Below are 15,909 nucleotides of genomic sequence, written 5' to 3'. Positions count from 1 at the left end.
ATCACTTACCCCCAAGGGCACGAAGGAAGAAGGCGACGTTGGCGGGGCGCTCCGCCAGGCGGCGCATGAAGTAGCCGTACCAGTCGTCGCCGTAGGGCACGTAGACGCGGACCGTGTGACCGGCGCCCGCGAGAGACTCCTGCTTGTCGGTCCTGATGCCGTAGAGCATCTGGTATTCGTAGTCGCCGACGGCGCGCGAGAACCTGTCGGCGAGCAGCTCGGTGATCGAGATGAGCCGGTCGTCGTGGGTGGCCACCATGGGGTAACCCTTCCCCGCCATGAGGATCCGCAGGCATCGCACGTAGGCCTTGTCGACCTCACCCTTGCTCTGGTGGGCGACGGAGGCGGGCTCGCGGTAGGCGCCCTTGACCAGGCGTACCCTGCTGCCGGGGACGGCGAGGTCGCGGCAGTCGGCCTCGCTGCGGAACAGGTAGGCCTGGATGGCGACGCCGGTGGAGGGGAAGTCCTCGCGGAGGGCGCGCAGGATGCCGAGCGTGGAGTCGACCGTGGTGTGGTCCTCCATGTCGAGGGTGACCGTGGAGCCGTTGGCGGCGGCCGCGGCGCAGATCTCACGGGCGTGGTCGAGCGCCATGGAGTCGCTCAGTTCCTGGCCGACCGCCGACAGCTTCACCGACACCTCGGCGCGCGTGCCGAGGTCCAGCGGGCGCAGCTCCTCCAGGAGGGTGAGATAGGCCTTCGCGGTCGCGGCGGCGGCGCCCGCGTCGCGGGTCTCCTCGCCCAGGTGGTCGATCGTGACGGTCAGCCCGCCGTCGACCAGGCGCTGAACGGCGGCGCTCGCCTCGGAGACGCCCTCACCGGCGACGAACCGGTCGACGACCTTCCTGGTCAGCGGCAGCCCTGACACGGTGCGGCGCACGAGCGCGCTGCGCGACCCGGCGAGAAGTACTTGACCCAGCATGCGTACAGGCTAAAACGCCTGCTCACAGCGGGCCCATTGACGTCCGTAACGTGGCGTGTGGCAGGCTGTCATACAAATGCACAACACCGACGACCTACAGGAGACCGTCGACGAGATCGCCCGCGTTCTCGGGGTCTCCGCGACGCTGGAGGACCGCTCCTTCCGGCTGCTGGCGTACGGCGCGCAGCACGGCGACATCGACACCGTCCGCCAGGAGTCCATCCTGCGCAGGCGCGCCAGCCGCGAGGTCCGCGACTACTTCGAGCGCTTCGGCATCGCCAGGGCGGAGGGCCCCGTCAGGATCCCCGCCGACCAGGAGCTCGGCGTCCTGGCCAGGGTGTGCGTCCCGCTCAGGCACGCGTCGGTGACCTACGGCTACCTCTGGCTGCTCGGCACCCTCGGCGACGCCGAGCTGGCCCGCATCCAGCGGCTCACGGCCAGGGCCGCCGCCATGCTCGCCCAGGAGGCCCGCAGCCGCCACGACCTCGGCAGGGAGCTGGCCGCGCTGCTGTCGGCCGACCCCGAGGAGCGGGCGGGCGCCGCCATCGAGCTCGCAGGGCCCGTGACGGCGATCGCCGTCAAGGAGTCGCAGGAACGGGTGGCCGCTCTCTGGACGCTGCCGCGCGGGGTGCTGTCCCGCGCGGGCCGGCCGGTCGCCGTGCTGGCCCCTTCTCACCTCGCCGGCGAGATCGCGGGCAACCTCCAGACCGCGTACGGCACCGCCGCTGGCATGGGGGCGCCCCGCCGGGACCCCGCCGACGCGTGGCAGAGCTGGCGGGAGGCCAAGCACGCGCTGCGGATCGCCGAGTACTTCCCCCGCTTCCATCCCGTCGCCAGGTGGGACGACCTCGGCGTGCACCGGCTGCTGGCCAGGCTCGGCACCGCCGACCTGCGCGAGCTGGCCTTCGAGACGGCGGCTCTCGACGCCGAGCTGGCCCACACCGTGGAGATCTACCTCGACCTCGGCGGGCACGCCCAGAAGGCGGCGGCGGAGCTGGGCATCCACCGCCAGACCCTCTACTACCGCCTGGGCAAGGCCGAGCGGCTGACCGGGCGCGACCTGTCGGACGGCGACGACAGGCTGGCCGTCCACCTGGCGCTGAAGGCGGTCAGGCTGCTCCCGTGAACCGGTAGACCTTCACCCAGTCGACGTACATCGACACGGTGTCGGGGGTGGAGGCGTTCCTGCACGGCGACCACCGGTTGCACACGACGTCGTTCTGCAGGGCCAGGCCCATCCTGCGGCCTTCGGGAACGTGCGGCCCCCTGTAGTCCCACACCTTCTCACCGTCGAGCCAGAACGTCAGCCGCCCCGGCAGCCAGTCGACGGCGACCGTGTGCCACTGGGTGAAGTCGGCGCGCAGTTGCTTCTGGGCCCGCTCACGGCCCGCGTGCACGAAGATGCCGCCGCCGCGCCGATGGGGGTCGATGATCTCCGCGAAGTCGATCTCGGCGTAGTCGCCGTCGCCCTGCCGGTCGGGCCACAGCAGCGCCACGGGCGTGTAGCCGGCGCCGGCCTCGGCCTTGAACCTGACCTCCCACCTGCCGTACTGCTGCGAGGAGCGGGTGGCCAGGCCGCCTGACAGGTCCTGGCCGCCGTAGAAGCCGCCCTTGAGCCTGAGCACCCCGTTGGAGACGGTGGTGGCCTTGCCGGTGCGGGGGTTGGTCTCGGCGCCGGGGGAGTGGTAGACCATCCACCTGCTGGTGTCGAGGGAGTCGAAACGCTCGCTGAAGACCTGTTCGAAGGGCTGCCGCTCGGTGGCGGTGGTGGCGGCGGGCGTCGCCAGGAGCGCCGCCGCCACGAGATAACCAGGAATCGACATGCGTCTCAGGAAAGCATGGATTTCGCTTTGGTAACGGCGTTTTGGACGCGCTCGCGGTGTTCCTCGTCTTTGTGCCCGTCGTATTTGAACTTGCCGCGAATCTCGTCGATCGTCAGCCGCAGCCCCCTGATGCCCGACATCAGCCTCGGCATCAGGGCGGGATCCCCGAGCGTCGGCTCGAGGTCGGCGATCTGCCGCCGCAACACCTCGAGCTTGCCCTCGTCGTCCTTGACGATCTCCGCCGTGCAGACGAGCTGCACGGCGGAGTAGTAGGTCGTCGGCACGCCCAGGCGCGGGTCGGTGCCGGGCTCGGCACGCCACTCACCCTTGATGTAGGTCCACGGTCCGGTCACCGACAGCACGACCTTCGGGTTCTCCTCGATCGCCGGCCAGACAGGGTTGGGCCTGGCCAGGTGCAGCACCACCGTCGCGTCGTCGACCAGGAGGAACTGGGTCGGCACGACCACCGGCACGGCCCTGTCGCGTCCCGAGGCGATCAGTGTGCCGAACTGGTTGTCGCGGACGAAGGCCAGCGACTCTTCGGGTGAACCCGCATCCCAGGGATGAATAAGCATGCATGGCAGCTTATAGGGATTCGTACACGCGAAGAAGCTCCTGGCTGACCCGCTCCCACGAGTAACGGGACCTGGCCCGGTCGGCACCCGCGAACCCGAGCGCGGTGCGCCTGGTCGGATCGGCGAGCAGTTCGCGGATGAGCCTGGCCGTCTGCGCCGGCCTGTCCGGCGGCACCAGCAGCCCCGTGACGCCGTCGACCACGGAGTCCAGGTGCGCGCCCACGGCGGAGGCGATGACGGGGACGCCGCAGGCCATGGCCTCCAGCGCCACCGTCCCCGCAGGGGCCTCGCGCGGCAGCGTCATGACCAGGTCGGCGCTGCGCATGAGCTTGGCCACCGACGCCTTCGGCACCTGGCCGAGCACGTTCACCCTGTCGGCCACGCCCGCCTGCTCGGCCAGCGTCCTCAGCCGCCTGGCCTCGCGGTCCTCGTCCAGCCCCTCCGCGGGCGGCCCGCCCGCCACGAACAGCTCCGCGTCGGGGACGGCGGCCAGCGCCCGCACCACGGTGTGCGCGCCGCGGTCGGGAGAAAGGGGGCCGACGTGCAGCAACCGCCTGCGGCTGCCGCGTGCCGCCGCGCTGCCCTGGCGGCGGAAGCGGTCCACGTCCACCCCGTAGGGGACGACCGCGATGTGGTTGCGGGGCACCCCCATCCTGATGAGCTCGGACTCCTCGTCGCCGCACCCCGCGATGACGGCGTCGGCGCGGCGGCCGAGCACCCGCTCCATCTTGAGATGCGCGGGAGGCATGGCGACGCCGAACGTGTGGTGGAAGGTCTGCGTGACCGGCACGCCCAGGCCGCGGGCGCCGGCCATCGCCACGAGGCCTCCGGTCCACGAGTGGGCGTGGATCACGTCAGGCCGGTCCTCGCGCCATCGGCGCATCAGGTAGTCGCCCACGTCCGACAGGTACGGCAGGACCTCGTCGGCGAGCAGGTCGCGGGCCGGGCCCGCGTCTATGGTCTCCACGATGACGCCATGGCACATCCTGGCCCTGGGCTTCATGTCGGCGTCGCTGCGGCGGCTGTAGATGGTGACGCGGTGCTCGCGGCCCAGCTCACGGGCGACTGCGAGAATATGAGTGCGGCGCTTGTCGGAAGCGACGATGGCGATATGCATGGCACACCTCGGGCATGTGGCTCCTGCAGGTGTGCCTGCGTCTTAGGCACTCACGTACCCCATAGGCATACCCTGACGCCCGGAAAAAGTAAACCTTCCCAGGCGGGGTAGTTGCCGGGGCGAGCGCGTGAGAACGGCGACGGGCACACCGCGCATGCGATCGGTCGCCGTCCGTCACGCCACTCTCAGTGCGAGCACCACGATCTCGTCCCAGACGCGCCCGCCGGAGAAGGCGTGCCTGTCCTCCTCGATGGACTTCACCACGGTCGAAGGCGGCTGTGCGACGCTGCGGGTCAGCACGTCGGCCAGCCGCTCCTCGCCGTACGGCTCGCCGTCCTGGCCGCGCGAGGAGATCAGGCCCTCGGAGTAGAGGACCAGCGTCTGCCCGGGGGTCAGTGTGATCTCCTCCACGGCCGTCTCCGCCTCCGCCGCGATGCCGAGCGGCACGCCGCCGCCCGAGACGGAGTGCACGCTGCCGTCCGGCTGGACCAGCGCGGCCGGGTGGTGCCCCGCGGAGCTGAGCGTGATCGTCCTGCCCTTCACGTAGCCCGCCACGGCCATGACGAACATGCCGGAGCGCTGCGCGACCAGCGCGTCGTTGACCTTCCGCACCGCCTGGTCGGGGTCGCTCTCCCACACGCTCAGCACGCGCAGGCCGCCGCGCACCATCGCGCTGACCGAGGCGGCCTCCTCGCCCGAGCCGACCGCGCCGCCCAGCGAGAACCCCCATCCGTCCTTGACCGGGAACACGTCGTAGAACTCCGCCCCCACCGAAGCGCCCTGGTGGTAGATCGCCGCCGCCTCGAAACCGGGGATCTGCGGCAGGTTGCGCGGAACCACGCTGGCCGTCAGCGCCTCGGCGGCCTGCGAGCGGTCACGGAAGCTGTCCTGGGCCGACATCGCCATTCCCAGGTGCGCGCCCAGCTCCTGCACCAGTCCCAGGTCGGCCAGCGTGTACGGCTGGCGGTCGTGCGAGCGCACCAGCGTCAGCGCGCCGCGCACCGCGCCCTCGGCCCCGATCGGCACGCACAACAGGGAGCCCGCCCCCATCACCGTCAGCAGCGGCCCGTCGGCGCAGCCGCCGAGCAGCGACTCGTCCTCCACCATCTCGTGCACCACGCCGGTGCCCTGGTCGAGCACCTGCGTCACGAGCGGGCTGACCGCCGGGTCGGCGCGCTCGACCAGCCGTACCAGATCGGCCACCGGCTGGTCCTTGGGGCCCAGGACCACCGACCTGCGCGGCAGCCCGTCACGCACCACGTCGCCGATCACCCAGTCGGCCCATTCCTCGGCCAGCAACCGCGCGGCCCTCGGCAACGCGACGGGCCGGCGCTGGCTCTCCTCGTCCAGCAGCAGCGTCGCCATCCGCGCCAGCAGCTCCTGCCGCCTGGCCGCCGTCATCAGCAGCCCCGCGTCGGACTGCTCGGGACGGCGCGCGCCCGGCTCGGGCAGCTGCACCTGCGTGGGCAGCGCCACGGCCGCCACCATCTGCTGCGGCTCGCCCGGCATCGTCAGCCTGGTCAGCGCCAGCTGCGCGACGTGGGTGCGGCCCTGGTGGGCCAGCCGCGTCTCGAACGCGGCGCTCTGCCCCGTCTGCAGCACCGCCGTCAGGTGCGAGCGGAAGGCCGCCCGCCGCGGCACGTCCACCAGCAGCGGGAAGGAGCGGCCGATCAGGAACCCGTCGGGGCTGCCGAGCAGAGCCGAGGTCTCGGCGTTGATCCGCCTGATCACCCCACCGCCGTCCAGCACGATCACCGGGACGGGGAACACCCTGAACACCTGGCGCAGCAGCTTCAGCTCCCGCTGGGAGGCGCTCCTGCCCCCCTTGTTCCGCGCCGCGCCGCTCAGCTCCGCCTTCGCGGCGGCCAGCAGTTCGGTGGCGGTGTCGAGCTCGGCCAGGGCGGCGTCGAGCGTCTGCGCCAGCTCCGCCGGATAGGCGGCTCTGGCGGCACGCAACGACGACACGCGCCCGATGAGCTCATCGAGGGCGTGTTCGAGCGCGGCCAAGCCGATGGGATCGGTCACCTGTTTAATCTAGGCTCATCGGGAAGGGATTCGCCATGGCAACAATGATCACCTCCGTGCTGGCGCGCGATCTGGCCGCGCTGGGCCGGGTCGGCGAGGACGCCTCGAGCGAGAGCGTGCTTCGGGCGCTGACCACGACCCTGGCCAGGGGGGTGCCCGGCTGTTCCGGAGGGTCGGCCGAGCTGTGGCGCGACGACAGGGTGCTGGTCTCGGGTTCGCACAGCGAGCTCATCATGCTGGTCGAGGGCGAGCGGGCGATCGGCGAGGGACCCTCGACCGAGGCGCGTGGCACGCTGCGGCGCGTCGTCGTCGCCGACGTTCTGCGCGACCGCCGGTGGGCGCGCTACGCCGGTCTGGCCACCCGGTGGGGGGTCCGCTCGGCGTTGCTGCTGCCCATCGAGATCTCGCCCGTGCTCCTGGTGGTGGGCCTCTACTCGGTACGGCCCGGCGCCTTCACCGCGCAGGTCGCAGCGCCGTTGGCGGAGATGCTGACCGAGCAGGTCGGCGTGGCGATGGCGAACCTGTGGGAGTTCGACGAGATGCGCACCGACGCCGCCCAGTTGCAGGAGGCCATGGCCGGGCGGTCGGTCATCGACCAGGCCAAGGGCATCATCATGAAGACCAGCGGATGCAGCGCCGAGGCCGCCTTCGAGGAACTGAGGAAGGTGTCCCAGCACCACCAGGTCAAGGTCGCCGACCTCGCCCGCCTCCTGGTCGAGGAGCACCAGGGCAAGACGCCCTGACCTCGGTGAGCGCGGGGACGGCCGCCGGCGTCCCGCCCGGCGAGCACGCGCAGGGCTGGTCGGCGCGGGCCGCGGTCAGTCGAGGGCCGCGAGCGCCTCGTCGAGCGTCTCGTAGAGCGGCAGCCGCTGCGCAAGACCGGTGATCCACATCACCTTGGACGGGGAGTAGCGCACCCCCACCAGCGCGAACCTGCCTCCCGCCGACGTGCACCCCTGCCAGTGGTGGACGATCAGGCCGAGCGCGCGCGAGTCCATGAACGTGACCCCGGCCATGTCGAGGATCAGATCGTGGCCGTGGACGGCGACCACCTCGTTCAGGTGGTCGGCGAACTGCTCCCTGGTGGTCGCGTCGAGGACGCCCTCCACGACGATCACAGGAATCCCGCCTGCCACTGACGACGTCAGACTCAGGGCGGCCTTCGGCCACTCGTCGTTCTCCGACATCGTCACAGAAGACCTCCTTCGTCGTCGCCCGTCTGGCAGGGCAACCCTACTGTCACCGGGTTGGGGTTGAATACTCCATCCCAATGTGGGAAAACTGGAGTCGAAGTCCAGCAGAGGGCTTTACGAGCGACCTCCATCGAGGCGCGCCTCTGCCTGGGCTTTTTCGCTGTGCGGGGGTGCGGCCGGCGAAGATATGAGGAGCAGACAGGAATGGCTGTTCAGGAACGAGTCCTCGAAGACATGACCGCCGAGGAACTGCTGGCGGAGATGGTCAGGGAAGACACCCCCGACTCTGTCAGGGAAAGGGTCCGCGAGCGCGTCGTCGAGATGCACCGCTCCCTGGCCACGGAGATCGCCAGGCGTTACCGCTACCGGGGCGAGCCGATGGAGGACCTGCTGCAGGCCGCCTACGTCGGACTCATGAAGGCCATCAACGGTTTCGACGCCGCACTCGGCCACGCCTTCAGGGGCTACGCCGTCGTCACCATGACAGGCGAGGTCAAGCGTCACTTCCGCGACCGCACCTGGGCCATCAGGGTGCCGCGGCTCTACCAGGAGCGCCGCTCCGAGCTGAACAGGCTGGTCTCCGATCTCAGCCAGGACCTGGGCCGCGCGCCCACGGTGGCGGAGCTGGCCGCCAAGATGAACATCTCCGAGGAGGACGTGCTGCTCACGCTGGACGCCTCCGCCGCCTACAGCACGCTCTCGCTCGACGCCCCGCTGGGCGCCGACGACGACGCCGCCTCTCTCGGGGACGTCATCCCCGGCGACGACGACGCGCTCAACAACCTGGTCGACCAGCAGGCCGTCAAGCCTCTCATCGACGCCCTGCCCACCAGGGAGAAGAACATCCTGCTCCTGCGTTTCTTCGGCAACATGACCCAGGCCGAGATCGCCGCGGAGTTCGGGATCTCGCAGATGCACGTCTCGCGCATCCTGCGCAAGGTGCTCGACCAGCTCAGGGCAGAACTCATCGCAGAACGCTAGGGGTCCTTCCAGTGGACGAGAACGCGGACGCTCCGGCAAGGGAAGTGCTCTTCCGACTCTCCGACCTGCCGGAGGTCCGCAACTTCGCCGCGGTCCACGCGCGCGCCGCGGGGCTGCCCGACGAGGAGGTCACCGACCTGCTCGTCGCCGTGAACGAGGTCGCGACCAACGCGGTCACCCACGGAACGGGCAGGGCGCGCCTGCGCGTGTGGCACGAGCGTGACGACGTCATCGTGGAAGTGCACGACGACGGCCGCTGGGAGCTCGAAGGCAGCCCTGGCAGCACGCCTCCGCCGCCGCATGCGACCAGCGGCATGGGCCTGTGGGTGGCCCGCAGCCTCGCCCGGTGGATCGGCTTCCGCACCGGGCGGGACGGAAGCACGGTAACGATGCGGTTCGGGGGTAAGGGAGCGTGATGACTCCTCGCATAGTGATCCTCGGTGGCGGCTCCGTCGGGATGTACACGGCGCTGCGACTCCAGCGCAGGCTCCGCAGGGGCGAGGCGCACATCACCCTCATCGACGTCGACTCCTACATGACCTACCAGCCGTTCCTGCCTGAAGCGGCGGCGGGCAACCTCGAGGCCAGGCACGTCGTCGTCTCCTTGCGCAGGGTTCTGCCCCGCTGCACGATCCTCAACGGCGTGGTCGACGCCATCGACACCAGCCGGCACGAGGTGGAGTTCAGGCCGCACAAGGGCCCTCCACGCAGGATCGGCTACGACCTGCTCGTCGTCTGCCCTGGCTCGGTCTCCCGCACCCTTCCCATCCCCGGCCTGGCCGAGAACGGCATCGGGTTCAAGACCATCGAGGAGGCCATCCACCTGCGCAACCACGTCCTCGGCCAGATGGACCTGGCCGAGTCGACCCAGGACGAGAGGATCAGGCGCCAGGCGCTGACGTTCGTGTTCGTCGGCGCGGGCTTCGCGGGCGTGGAGGCCCTGGCCGAGCTGGAGGACATGGCGCACGACGCCTGCCGCTACTACCCGAGCATCGAGCCGGCCGACCTGAAGTGGTACCTCGTGGAGGCGACCGACCGCATCCTGCCCGAGGTGGGGCCCGAGATGGGCATGTGGACGCTGGAGCAGCTACGCCACCGCGGCATCGACGTACGCCTGAGGACCAAGCTCGAATCGGTCAAGGACGGGCGCGTCGTGCTCGACGACGGCTCCGCGTTCGACACGGACACGCTGGTGTGGACGGCGGGCGTCAAACCCAACCCCGTCGTGGCGCGGAGCGACCTGCCCATCGACGGCAAGGGCAGGGTGCGGGCCACGCCGTTCCTCAACGTCGAGGGATACGACGACGTCTTCACCGCGGGCGACTGCGCGGCCGTGCCCGACCTGACCAGGCCGGGCGAGTTCACCGCGCCCAACGCGCAGCACGCCGTACGGCAGGCCAGGGTGATGGCCGACAACCTGCTGGCCACGATCAGGGGCACCCGGCGCAGGCCGTACCGTCACGCCTACGCCGGCTCGGTCGCCAGCCTCGGCCTGCACAAGGGCGTGGCGCAGATCTACGGCGTGAAGCTGCGGGGCGCGCTGGCGTGGCTCATCCACAGGACGTACCACCTGACGAAGATGCCGACCCTGAACAGGAAGGTGCGCGTGCTCCTGGACTGGACGCTCGCGCTGTTCTTCCGCAGGGACATCACGGCGCTGGGCGCGCTGACCGACCCTCGCAGGGAGTTCGAGTACGCCGCCCGCACCACCGCCGAACCCGTCGCCCACGTGTAGGCGGCGTTCCATCCGGCTACGGCGTTCCATCCGGTGACCACGCGCACGAGCGGGGCGCCCCCTGAATCCAGGGGGCGCCCCATTTCGTCCGTGCGGGCTGTCCGGTCTAGCGGCGGGTACGGCGCCAGCCTCCGCGGTAGCTGCCGATGCTGGCCGTTCCGATCCCCGCCTGGTGAAGGGCGAGCAGGCACAGGCCGAGAAGCACGAAGGCCATACCGCTGATCCCGGCGATCCTGGTGTTCAGCAGGTCCAGTAAGAACCCGAGCCCGAACACGATCGCGGCGACGATGGCGAGCATGTCATATCACCTTTCTGCCGACGTGAGGGTGAGCAGCCGGTCCAGCATCGAGCGGTACTCGCGCAGCGCCTGGCGCAGCTGCTCGGTGTCGCTCCCGCTCGCGTTCTTCCAGCGGTCGCGCAGGTGGCCGGCCTGGGAGGTGAGCGTCGACAACAACTCGTCCACCAGCGTGTCGGCGCGCTCGACCGACAGGCGGGGATCGTCGACGAAGCAGGCCTGGACCTCGCGCCAGCGCAGGCGCATCTGCTCGGGATCCTGGTCGAGCATGAAGGCGGCCTGCTCGGAGCGGGTCTCCACACCCGCGCTCCCGGCGGTCTCCGCCCGCTCCCCGCCGGTCCTCATGTCGCCGGTCATCCCCGTGTCGCCGGTTCTCATGTCCGCGTCGGTGGCGCGGGTGCCGGTCGCGAGGACGTCGTCAGGCGTCCGCGTCTCGTAGGGGTCGCGGTAGCGGGTGTCGTCCTGCGGGCTCTCGGGGTCCGCGTCGGTCATCGGCTGCCGCCTGCCCTGCTCGGGCATGCCCTCCTGGGACGCGCGGGCCTGTGCCATGTGCTCGTCCTCGGTGCGGTCCTCCCACCGGCCCTCGCGCGTCCGGTCGTCCTGGATCCTCTCCTCACGCTCCTGCCCCTGCCACTGCTGCTCGGCGCGCTCGTCGCGGGTGTCGGCTCCCACGGCCTCCTGGTCCCCTGGCCGGCCCTCGGGCGGCTGGTCGGCGCGTGGCGGCGGCACCTGCAGTGCGTCCTCGGCGTGCCTGTGCTCGGTCATATCGTTCACCGTCCTCCTGGTTCGTGACGGGCGGATTGAGGGGCGTCGTCGTGCAGCAGTTCGTGGAACAGCACGCGGTAGTGCACCATGGCCTGGCGGAGCTCCTCGGTCGAGGCCTCCTTCCTGGCGGCGCGCCCGCTGATCTCATGGGCCAGCCGGTAGTGGCCGAGCGTCTCCGCGTGGCCGACGGACAGCGTCGAGATCTTGTCGTCGAAGTCGCGCGTGGGATAGCCGCGATCGCCCATGACCGACGTCACCAACTGGTCCGCCTCGGTCACCGCGAAGCCGGGCGCGTCGACGAAGCGCTCCTGCACCTCGATCCAGCGGCTGGCGTAGTCGGCCCGGCTGTCCTGAGCGAGTGGCCTGATGTCGAGGTCGGCGACACGCTGCTCACGGGAGCGCAGTTCCTGCTCCGCCTCGCGCCGGTTGTCGTGCTCGGCGACCGTACGCTCGTATTCAGGCCCGAACCTGTCCTGAAGTCGGGTCCGGCGCTTCTGCTGCAGTAGGGCGTAACCGACTGCGGCGATGGCGATAACCACCACCACGATGACGGCCACCCAGATCAGAGTTGAGGTGGTCATCTGACGCCTCCGGGTCTGTCGCGATGGGCCGTGATTGGCCCTCCGACTGCCCTGGCGGCGAGAGTCGAAACGCCGGCGTCAGTCGGCTTCCAGGACCTTCACCGCCCGGCCGAGCACCTCGGCGACGTGTGAGCCCGATGGTGGCGCGGGGACCTCCGTGAACCCCTCCACCGGGTCGTAGGCCACATCCAGTCCCTGCTCCACCAGCCGTCGCGCCCACCGCAGCGCGGTGTTCAACCGCTCGGGCGCCACCCGCGCCCCCTGCGCCGCCGCCGACAGGTTCCGCAGGTTGGTGGCGGGCCCCGACTGCGCGTGCGTACGGCTGAGCGTCCACGGAAGCGCCCCGCCGTGGTCGAGCTGCGGCTTGGCCAGGCCCGCGGCCCGCTTGGCCTGCAGGACCCCCGACTCGCTCACCCCGAAGTGCGCGGCCAGCTCCCGCACGCTCATCCCCGCCCCGACCAGCCGCTCCAGCTCGGCCCTGTCGATCGTCGGCCTGCGCCCCACCGCGTCCTCCCAGCTCGCCGTCCCGCCCAGGTTAGGCGTTCCGCCCGCCGCCGGGGGAGCCCGCCGGGGCGGACGCGTCGGCGCGGGGGCGGGTTCAGCCGAGGTGGGGTCGCAGGCCGCGATCCAGCGCTCCGCGGGACCGGCCAGAGGCCTGTCGTCGCGCAGCGGGACCCGGTCCGAGATCGTGCCCATGACGTTGAAGGTGGCGCGCTCGCGGTGGACAGGGGGTGGCACGCTCGCCGTGCCGCTCAGAGCGCGATGTGGTGCCGGTACATCCAGGCGAGCGACTCGTCGCCGGCCGACTTCTTGAGGAAGATCGGGAGCATCAGGTCGCGGAAGACCCTGGCCACCGGCCCCGCCGCCTTGCTGTTGCTGATCTTCCTCGACCAGGCCACCACGCGCTCGACCCGCTCGCGGCGCTGCCGCTCGTAGCAGGCGAACGCCGCCTCGTGGTCGGCCTCGTCGCGCAGGGCCGCGGCCAGCACGAGAGCGTCCTCGATCGCCATGGAGCCGCCCTGTCCCGAGCTGGGGGAGGTGGCGTGCGCGGCGTCGCCGGTGAGCAGGACCCTGCCCCGGTGCCAGGTCGGCACGGGCGGCAGGTCGTGGATCGGCAGCGCCAGGTCGATCGAGCTGCGCCGGATCAGCTCGGCGGCGAAGTTGTCGTCGCCCGAGAACGCCTCGATCAGCGTGGCCTTCCAGTCGGCGGGCACGTCGCCGAGCTCGCGCGGCAGGTTGGCGAACCACCAGGTCTCGCCCGAGGCCGCCACGGTGTAGCCGAAGAAGGCCCTCTTGCCGAAGATCATGTTGTAGACGCCCACCTCGCCGGTGAAGTCGGCGTCCTTGACGATGCCGCCGAAGCTGTACAGCCCGCTGTAGCGGGGGGCGGGCGCGGCCGGGTCGAGCAGTGCGCGGGTGCGGGAGTGCACGCCGTCGGCCGCGATGAGCAGGTCGCCCGTCGCCTCGGTGCCGTCCTCGAACCGGGCGGTGACGCTGCTGGACGTCTCCTGGTAGGCGACCATGCGCTTGCCGTACGAGACGGTGATGCCGCGCCTGACGGCCTCGTCGCGGACGATGCGGTACAGGTCGGAGCGCTGGATGGTGTGGCTCACCGTGCCGTCGTCCAGTGCCAGCCCGTTGGCGACCTCGCCGAGGCGCTTGCCCGTCCCGCTCCACATGACCATGCGGGGGGTCGGAATGCCCGCCGTCAGGACCTCCTTGTGCGCGCCCAGGGTGCGCAGGGCGTCCAGGCCGTTCGAGGCGACGTTCAGGAACGAGCCGACGTTGTCGGCGGTCACGTCGTAGGCCTCGAAGATCTCCGCGTCGATGCCCACGCGCTGGAGCGCCATCGCCGTCGCGGGCCCGCCGATGCCGCATCCGATGATCAGAGCCTTCATCGTGTTACCCTCTCCATAGTTATTTCGTTCGGCCGAACGAAATATAGGCCGGAGGGGGAGGCTCGTGTCAACAGATATTTCGGAACACCGAAAGAAACTTCTCGAAGCGCTGTTCGTCGCAGGCCGGGACAACAGCAACGCGGCGGTGATGTTCCACACCGCGGTCGCGGCGCGCATCGGCCTGGGCATGACGGAGGAGAAGGCGCTCGACCTGCTCCAGCGGAACGGGCCGATGACGGCAGGAGAGATCAGCCAGCACACGGGACTGGCCCCCGCGTCGGTCAGCGGGCTGATCGACCGCCTGGAAGCCAAGGGCCTGGCCCACCGCACCCGCGACCCCCGTGACAAGCGCAGGGTGATCGTCGAGGTCGACTACGGCAGGCTGGCCGGCTTCGGGAGCCTGTTCGACGGGCTGGTCTCGGGGCTCACCGAGCTCTACGGCGGCTACACCGACGAGCAGCTGGAATTGATCCTCGACTTCCTGACCAGGGCCACGGCCATCCAGCGGGCCGTCACACCGCACCTCGCCCCATGAGGCCCCTGGCCGCGGCCGCCACGTTCCTCGGCATCCGGCCGAAGATCAGGCCGTGAAAGGGGAGGATCGACCACCAGTAGAGGTGGCCGAGCAGGCCGTGCGGGTGGAAGACGGCCCGCTGACGGTAGACGGTCCGCCCATCCTCGACGCCCTGGCTCAGCTCCAGCCAGGCAAGACCAGGCAGTCGCATCTCGGCCCGCAGGCGGAGCAGGCGCCCCTGCTCGATCTCCTCGACGCGCCAGAAGTCGATGGAGTCGCCCACCCTCAGCCGCAGGGGGTCCCGGCGGCCGCGGCGCAGGCCCACGCCACCGACCATCCGGTCGAGCGCGCCGCGGACCTTCCAGGCGACGGGAAGGGAGTACCAGCCGTTCTCGCCGCCGATCCCCTCGATGACCCGCCACAGGGCCTCGGGGTCGGCCGCGACGGTGATGGCGCGCCGGTCGATGTAGAGGCTGCCGCCCGCCCAATCGGGATCGGTGGGCAGGGGATCGCTCGGAGCCCCCGGCATGGCGGCCGAGGACCACCTGGTCGCCACATCGGCCTCCTTGATCTTCTGAAGGGCCAGCGAGACGGCCCGGTCGAAGCCGATCAGGCCGCCCTCGGGGTCGGCGACGTACCGGGCGATGTCGTGCTCGCGGCACACCGCCTGGCTGCGCAGCGACTCCACCAGGGGGCGCGCGATCGCCGCGGGGACCGGCGTGACCAGCCCGACCCAGAGACTCGACAGTCTCGGGGTCAGCAGCGGCACGGGAATGATCAGCCGTGGCGGCAGCCCTGCCACGGCGGCGTAGCGCCGCATCATCTCGGCGTAGGTCAGCACGTCGGGCCCGCCGATGTCGAACCCGCTGTTGACCTCCTCGGCGATCCCCGCCCACGCCACCAGATAGCGGAGCACGTCCCGGACGGCGATCGGCTGGGTACGGCTGCGTACCCAGCGCGGCGTCGTCATCACCGGCAGCCGCTCCGCCAGGTACCGCAGCATCTCGAAGGAGGCCGAGCCCGACCCGATGATCACCGCGGCTCTGAGCACCACACTGGGCACGCCGGACGCCAGGAAGATCTCGCCGACCTCGGCCCGCGAGCTCATGTGCGCCGACAGCCGGTGCCCCTCGCCGGCGTCAGGGGTGAGCCCGCCGAGATAGACCACCCTGCGAACCCCCGCACGCCGTGCCGCCACCGCGAACGTGCGCGCGGCGTCCCGGTCGGAGGCGGCGAAGCCCCGCCCGCCGCTCATGCCGTGGATGAGGTAGTAGGCGACGTCGATCCCGCGCAGGGCCGCGGCCACGCGCTCGGGGTCGCGCGCGTCAGCCTCGGCGATCTCGGTCCTGCCCGCCCACGGCAGATCGCGCAGCCGCCCCGCCGAGCGCACCATGCAGCGGACGTCGTGGCCTGCCGCCAGCAGTTCGGGCACGAGCCTGCCGCCGATGTACCCGGTGGCCCCCGTGACCAGGCAGCGAGTCATGCCCA

18 protein-coding genes are annotated in these 15,909 nt (G+C 70.9%); 6 read left to right on the top strand and 12 right to left on the bottom strand.

Annotated elements, in window-relative coordinates; genetic code table 11:
* Position 1: 1 nt before the first annotated feature.
* A complete protein-coding gene (locus ACFSKW_RS39350) occupies positions 2-919 on the bottom strand; it encodes a proline dehydrogenase family protein (RefSeq protein WP_379578820.1) in 918 nt (305 codons plus the stop codon).
* Between the two features lie 76 nt (positions 920-995).
* Between ACFSKW_RS39350 and ACFSKW_RS39345 the strand changes: the two genes are divergently transcribed.
* Positions 996-2,045 carry a PucR family transcriptional regulator gene (locus ACFSKW_RS39345; protein ID WP_379578818.1) on the top strand — a complete coding sequence of 350 codons (1,050 nt, stop codon included), beginning with the start codon at positions 996-998 and terminating at the stop codon, positions 2,043-2,045.
* On the opposite strand, the gene ACFSKW_RS39340 is transcribed toward ACFSKW_RS39345, so the two are convergent.
* The 4 genes from ACFSKW_RS39340 to ACFSKW_RS39325 all read right to left on the bottom strand — a co-directional run bounded on the left by ACFSKW_RS39340 (position 2,029) and on the right by ACFSKW_RS39325 (position 6,459).
* Positions 2,029-2,742 carry a glycoside hydrolase family 16 protein gene (locus ACFSKW_RS39340; protein WP_379578816.1) on the bottom strand — a complete coding sequence of 238 codons (714 nt, stop codon included), beginning with the start codon at positions 2,740-2,742 and terminating at the stop codon, positions 2,029-2,031. The genes ACFSKW_RS39345 and ACFSKW_RS39340 overlap by 17 nt on opposite strands.
* Positions 2,743-2,747: 5 nt before the next feature.
* Positions 2,748-3,317 (bottom strand): FMN-binding negative transcriptional regulator, encoded by a 570-nt coding sequence (locus ACFSKW_RS39335; RefSeq protein ID WP_379578814.1) that lies wholly within the window; start codon positions 3,315-3,317, stop codon positions 2,748-2,750.
* Positions 3,318-3,327: 10 nt separating this feature from the next.
* Positions 3,328-4,434, bottom strand: a complete 1,107-nt coding sequence (locus tag ACFSKW_RS39330; protein WP_379578812.1) for a glycosyltransferase — start codon at positions 4,432-4,434, stop codon at positions 3,328-3,330.
* Positions 4,435-4,608: 174 nt separating this feature from the next.
* Positions 4,609-6,459 carry a SpoIIE family protein phosphatase gene (locus tag ACFSKW_RS39325; protein WP_379578810.1) on the bottom strand — a complete coding sequence of 617 codons (1,851 nt, stop codon included), beginning with the start codon at positions 6,457-6,459 and terminating at the stop codon, positions 4,609-4,611.
* A 35-nt stretch (positions 6,460-6,494) separates the two neighbouring features.
* Here ACFSKW_RS39325 and ACFSKW_RS39320 point away from each other — a divergent pair, with 35 nt between their 5' ends.
* On the top strand, positions 6,495-7,202 hold the full coding sequence (locus ACFSKW_RS39320) for an ANTAR domain-containing protein (protein WP_379578809.1): 708 nt from the start codon (positions 6,495-6,497) through the stop codon (positions 7,200-7,202).
* Between the two features lie 75 nt (positions 7,203-7,277).
* On the opposite strand, the gene ACFSKW_RS39315 is transcribed toward ACFSKW_RS39320, so the two are convergent.
* Positions 7,278-7,646, bottom strand: coding sequence for an STAS domain-containing protein (locus ACFSKW_RS39315; RefSeq protein WP_379580237.1), 369 nt, complete (start codon positions 7,644-7,646; stop codon positions 7,278-7,280).
* Between the two features lie 210 nt (positions 7,647-7,856).
* Here ACFSKW_RS39315 and ACFSKW_RS39310 point away from each other — a divergent pair, with 210 nt between their 5' ends.
* From ACFSKW_RS39310 to ACFSKW_RS39300, 3 genes are read left to right on the top strand one after another with little or no spacing between them, the layout of a single operon-like run.
* On the top strand, positions 7,857-8,633 hold the full coding sequence (locus ACFSKW_RS39310; protein WP_379578807.1) for a SigB/SigF/SigG family RNA polymerase sigma factor: 777 nt from the start codon (positions 7,857-7,859) through the stop codon (positions 8,631-8,633).
* 44 nt (positions 8,634-8,677) lie between these two features.
* Positions 8,678-9,049 (top strand): ATP-binding protein, encoded by a 372-nt coding sequence (locus ACFSKW_RS39305; RefSeq protein WP_379578805.1) that lies wholly within the window; start codon positions 8,678-8,680, stop codon positions 9,047-9,049.
* Positions 9,049-10,368 (top strand): NAD(P)/FAD-dependent oxidoreductase, encoded by a 1,320-nt coding sequence (locus ACFSKW_RS39300; protein WP_379578803.1) that lies wholly within the window; start codon positions 9,049-9,051, stop codon positions 10,366-10,368. The genes ACFSKW_RS39305 and ACFSKW_RS39300 overlap by 1 nt, the downstream gene beginning before the upstream one ends.
* A 106-nt stretch (positions 10,369-10,474) precedes the next feature.
* Here the strand turns inward: ACFSKW_RS39300 and ACFSKW_RS39295 are convergent, their stop codons facing one another.
* The 5 genes from ACFSKW_RS39295 to ACFSKW_RS39275 all read right to left on the bottom strand — a co-directional run bounded on the left by ACFSKW_RS39295 (position 10,475) and on the right by ACFSKW_RS39275 (position 13,907).
* Positions 10,475-10,666: a hypothetical protein gene (locus ACFSKW_RS39295; protein ID WP_379578801.1), complete on the bottom strand. Its 192-nt coding sequence runs from the start codon at positions 10,664-10,666 to the stop codon at positions 10,475-10,477.
* A 6-nt stretch (positions 10,667-10,672) separates the two neighbouring features.
* On the bottom strand, positions 10,673-11,428 hold the full coding sequence (locus ACFSKW_RS39290; protein WP_379578799.1) for a hypothetical protein: 756 nt from the start codon (positions 11,426-11,428) through the stop codon (positions 10,673-10,675).
* A gap of 5 nt (positions 11,429-11,433) precedes the next feature.
* The gene (locus ACFSKW_RS39285; protein ID WP_379578797.1) at positions 11,434-12,009 is read right to left on the bottom strand and encodes a hypothetical protein; all 576 of its coding nucleotides are present in this window, start codon (positions 12,007-12,009) and stop codon (positions 11,434-11,436) included.
* A gap of 78 nt (positions 12,010-12,087) precedes the next feature.
* Entirely contained in the window at positions 12,088-12,705 is a 618-nt protein-coding gene (locus tag ACFSKW_RS39280) for a hypothetical protein (RefSeq protein WP_379578795.1), read from the bottom strand.
* Between the two features lie 56 nt (positions 12,706-12,761).
* Positions 12,762-13,907: an FAD-dependent monooxygenase gene (locus ACFSKW_RS39275; RefSeq protein WP_379578793.1), complete on the bottom strand. Its 1,146-nt coding sequence runs from the start codon at positions 13,905-13,907 to the stop codon at positions 12,762-12,764.
* A gap of 64 nt (positions 13,908-13,971) precedes the next feature.
* Between ACFSKW_RS39275 and ACFSKW_RS39270 the strand changes: the two genes are divergently transcribed.
* The gene (locus tag ACFSKW_RS39270; RefSeq protein ID WP_379578791.1) at positions 13,972-14,442 is read left to right on the top strand and encodes a MarR family winged helix-turn-helix transcriptional regulator; all 471 of its coding nucleotides are present in this window, start codon (positions 13,972-13,974) and stop codon (positions 14,440-14,442) included.
* Here the strand turns inward: ACFSKW_RS39270 and ACFSKW_RS39265 are convergent.
* Positions 14,420-15,904, bottom strand: a complete 1,485-nt coding sequence (locus ACFSKW_RS39265; RefSeq protein ID WP_379578789.1) for an SDR family oxidoreductase — start codon at positions 15,902-15,904, stop codon at positions 14,420-14,422. The two genes, ACFSKW_RS39270 and ACFSKW_RS39265, sit on opposite strands and share 23 nt — an antisense overlap.
* Between the last annotated feature and the right edge of the window lie 5 nt (positions 15,905-15,909).

The sequence above is a fragment of the Nonomuraea mangrovi genome (genome assembly GCF_042681425.1).
GTDB lineage: Bacteria > Actinomycetota > Actinomycetes > Streptosporangiales > Streptosporangiaceae > Nonomuraea > Nonomuraea mangrovi.
The sequence above is the reverse complement of the archived record's forward strand: the minus strand, read 5'-3'. Positions and strand labels throughout refer to the sequence as shown.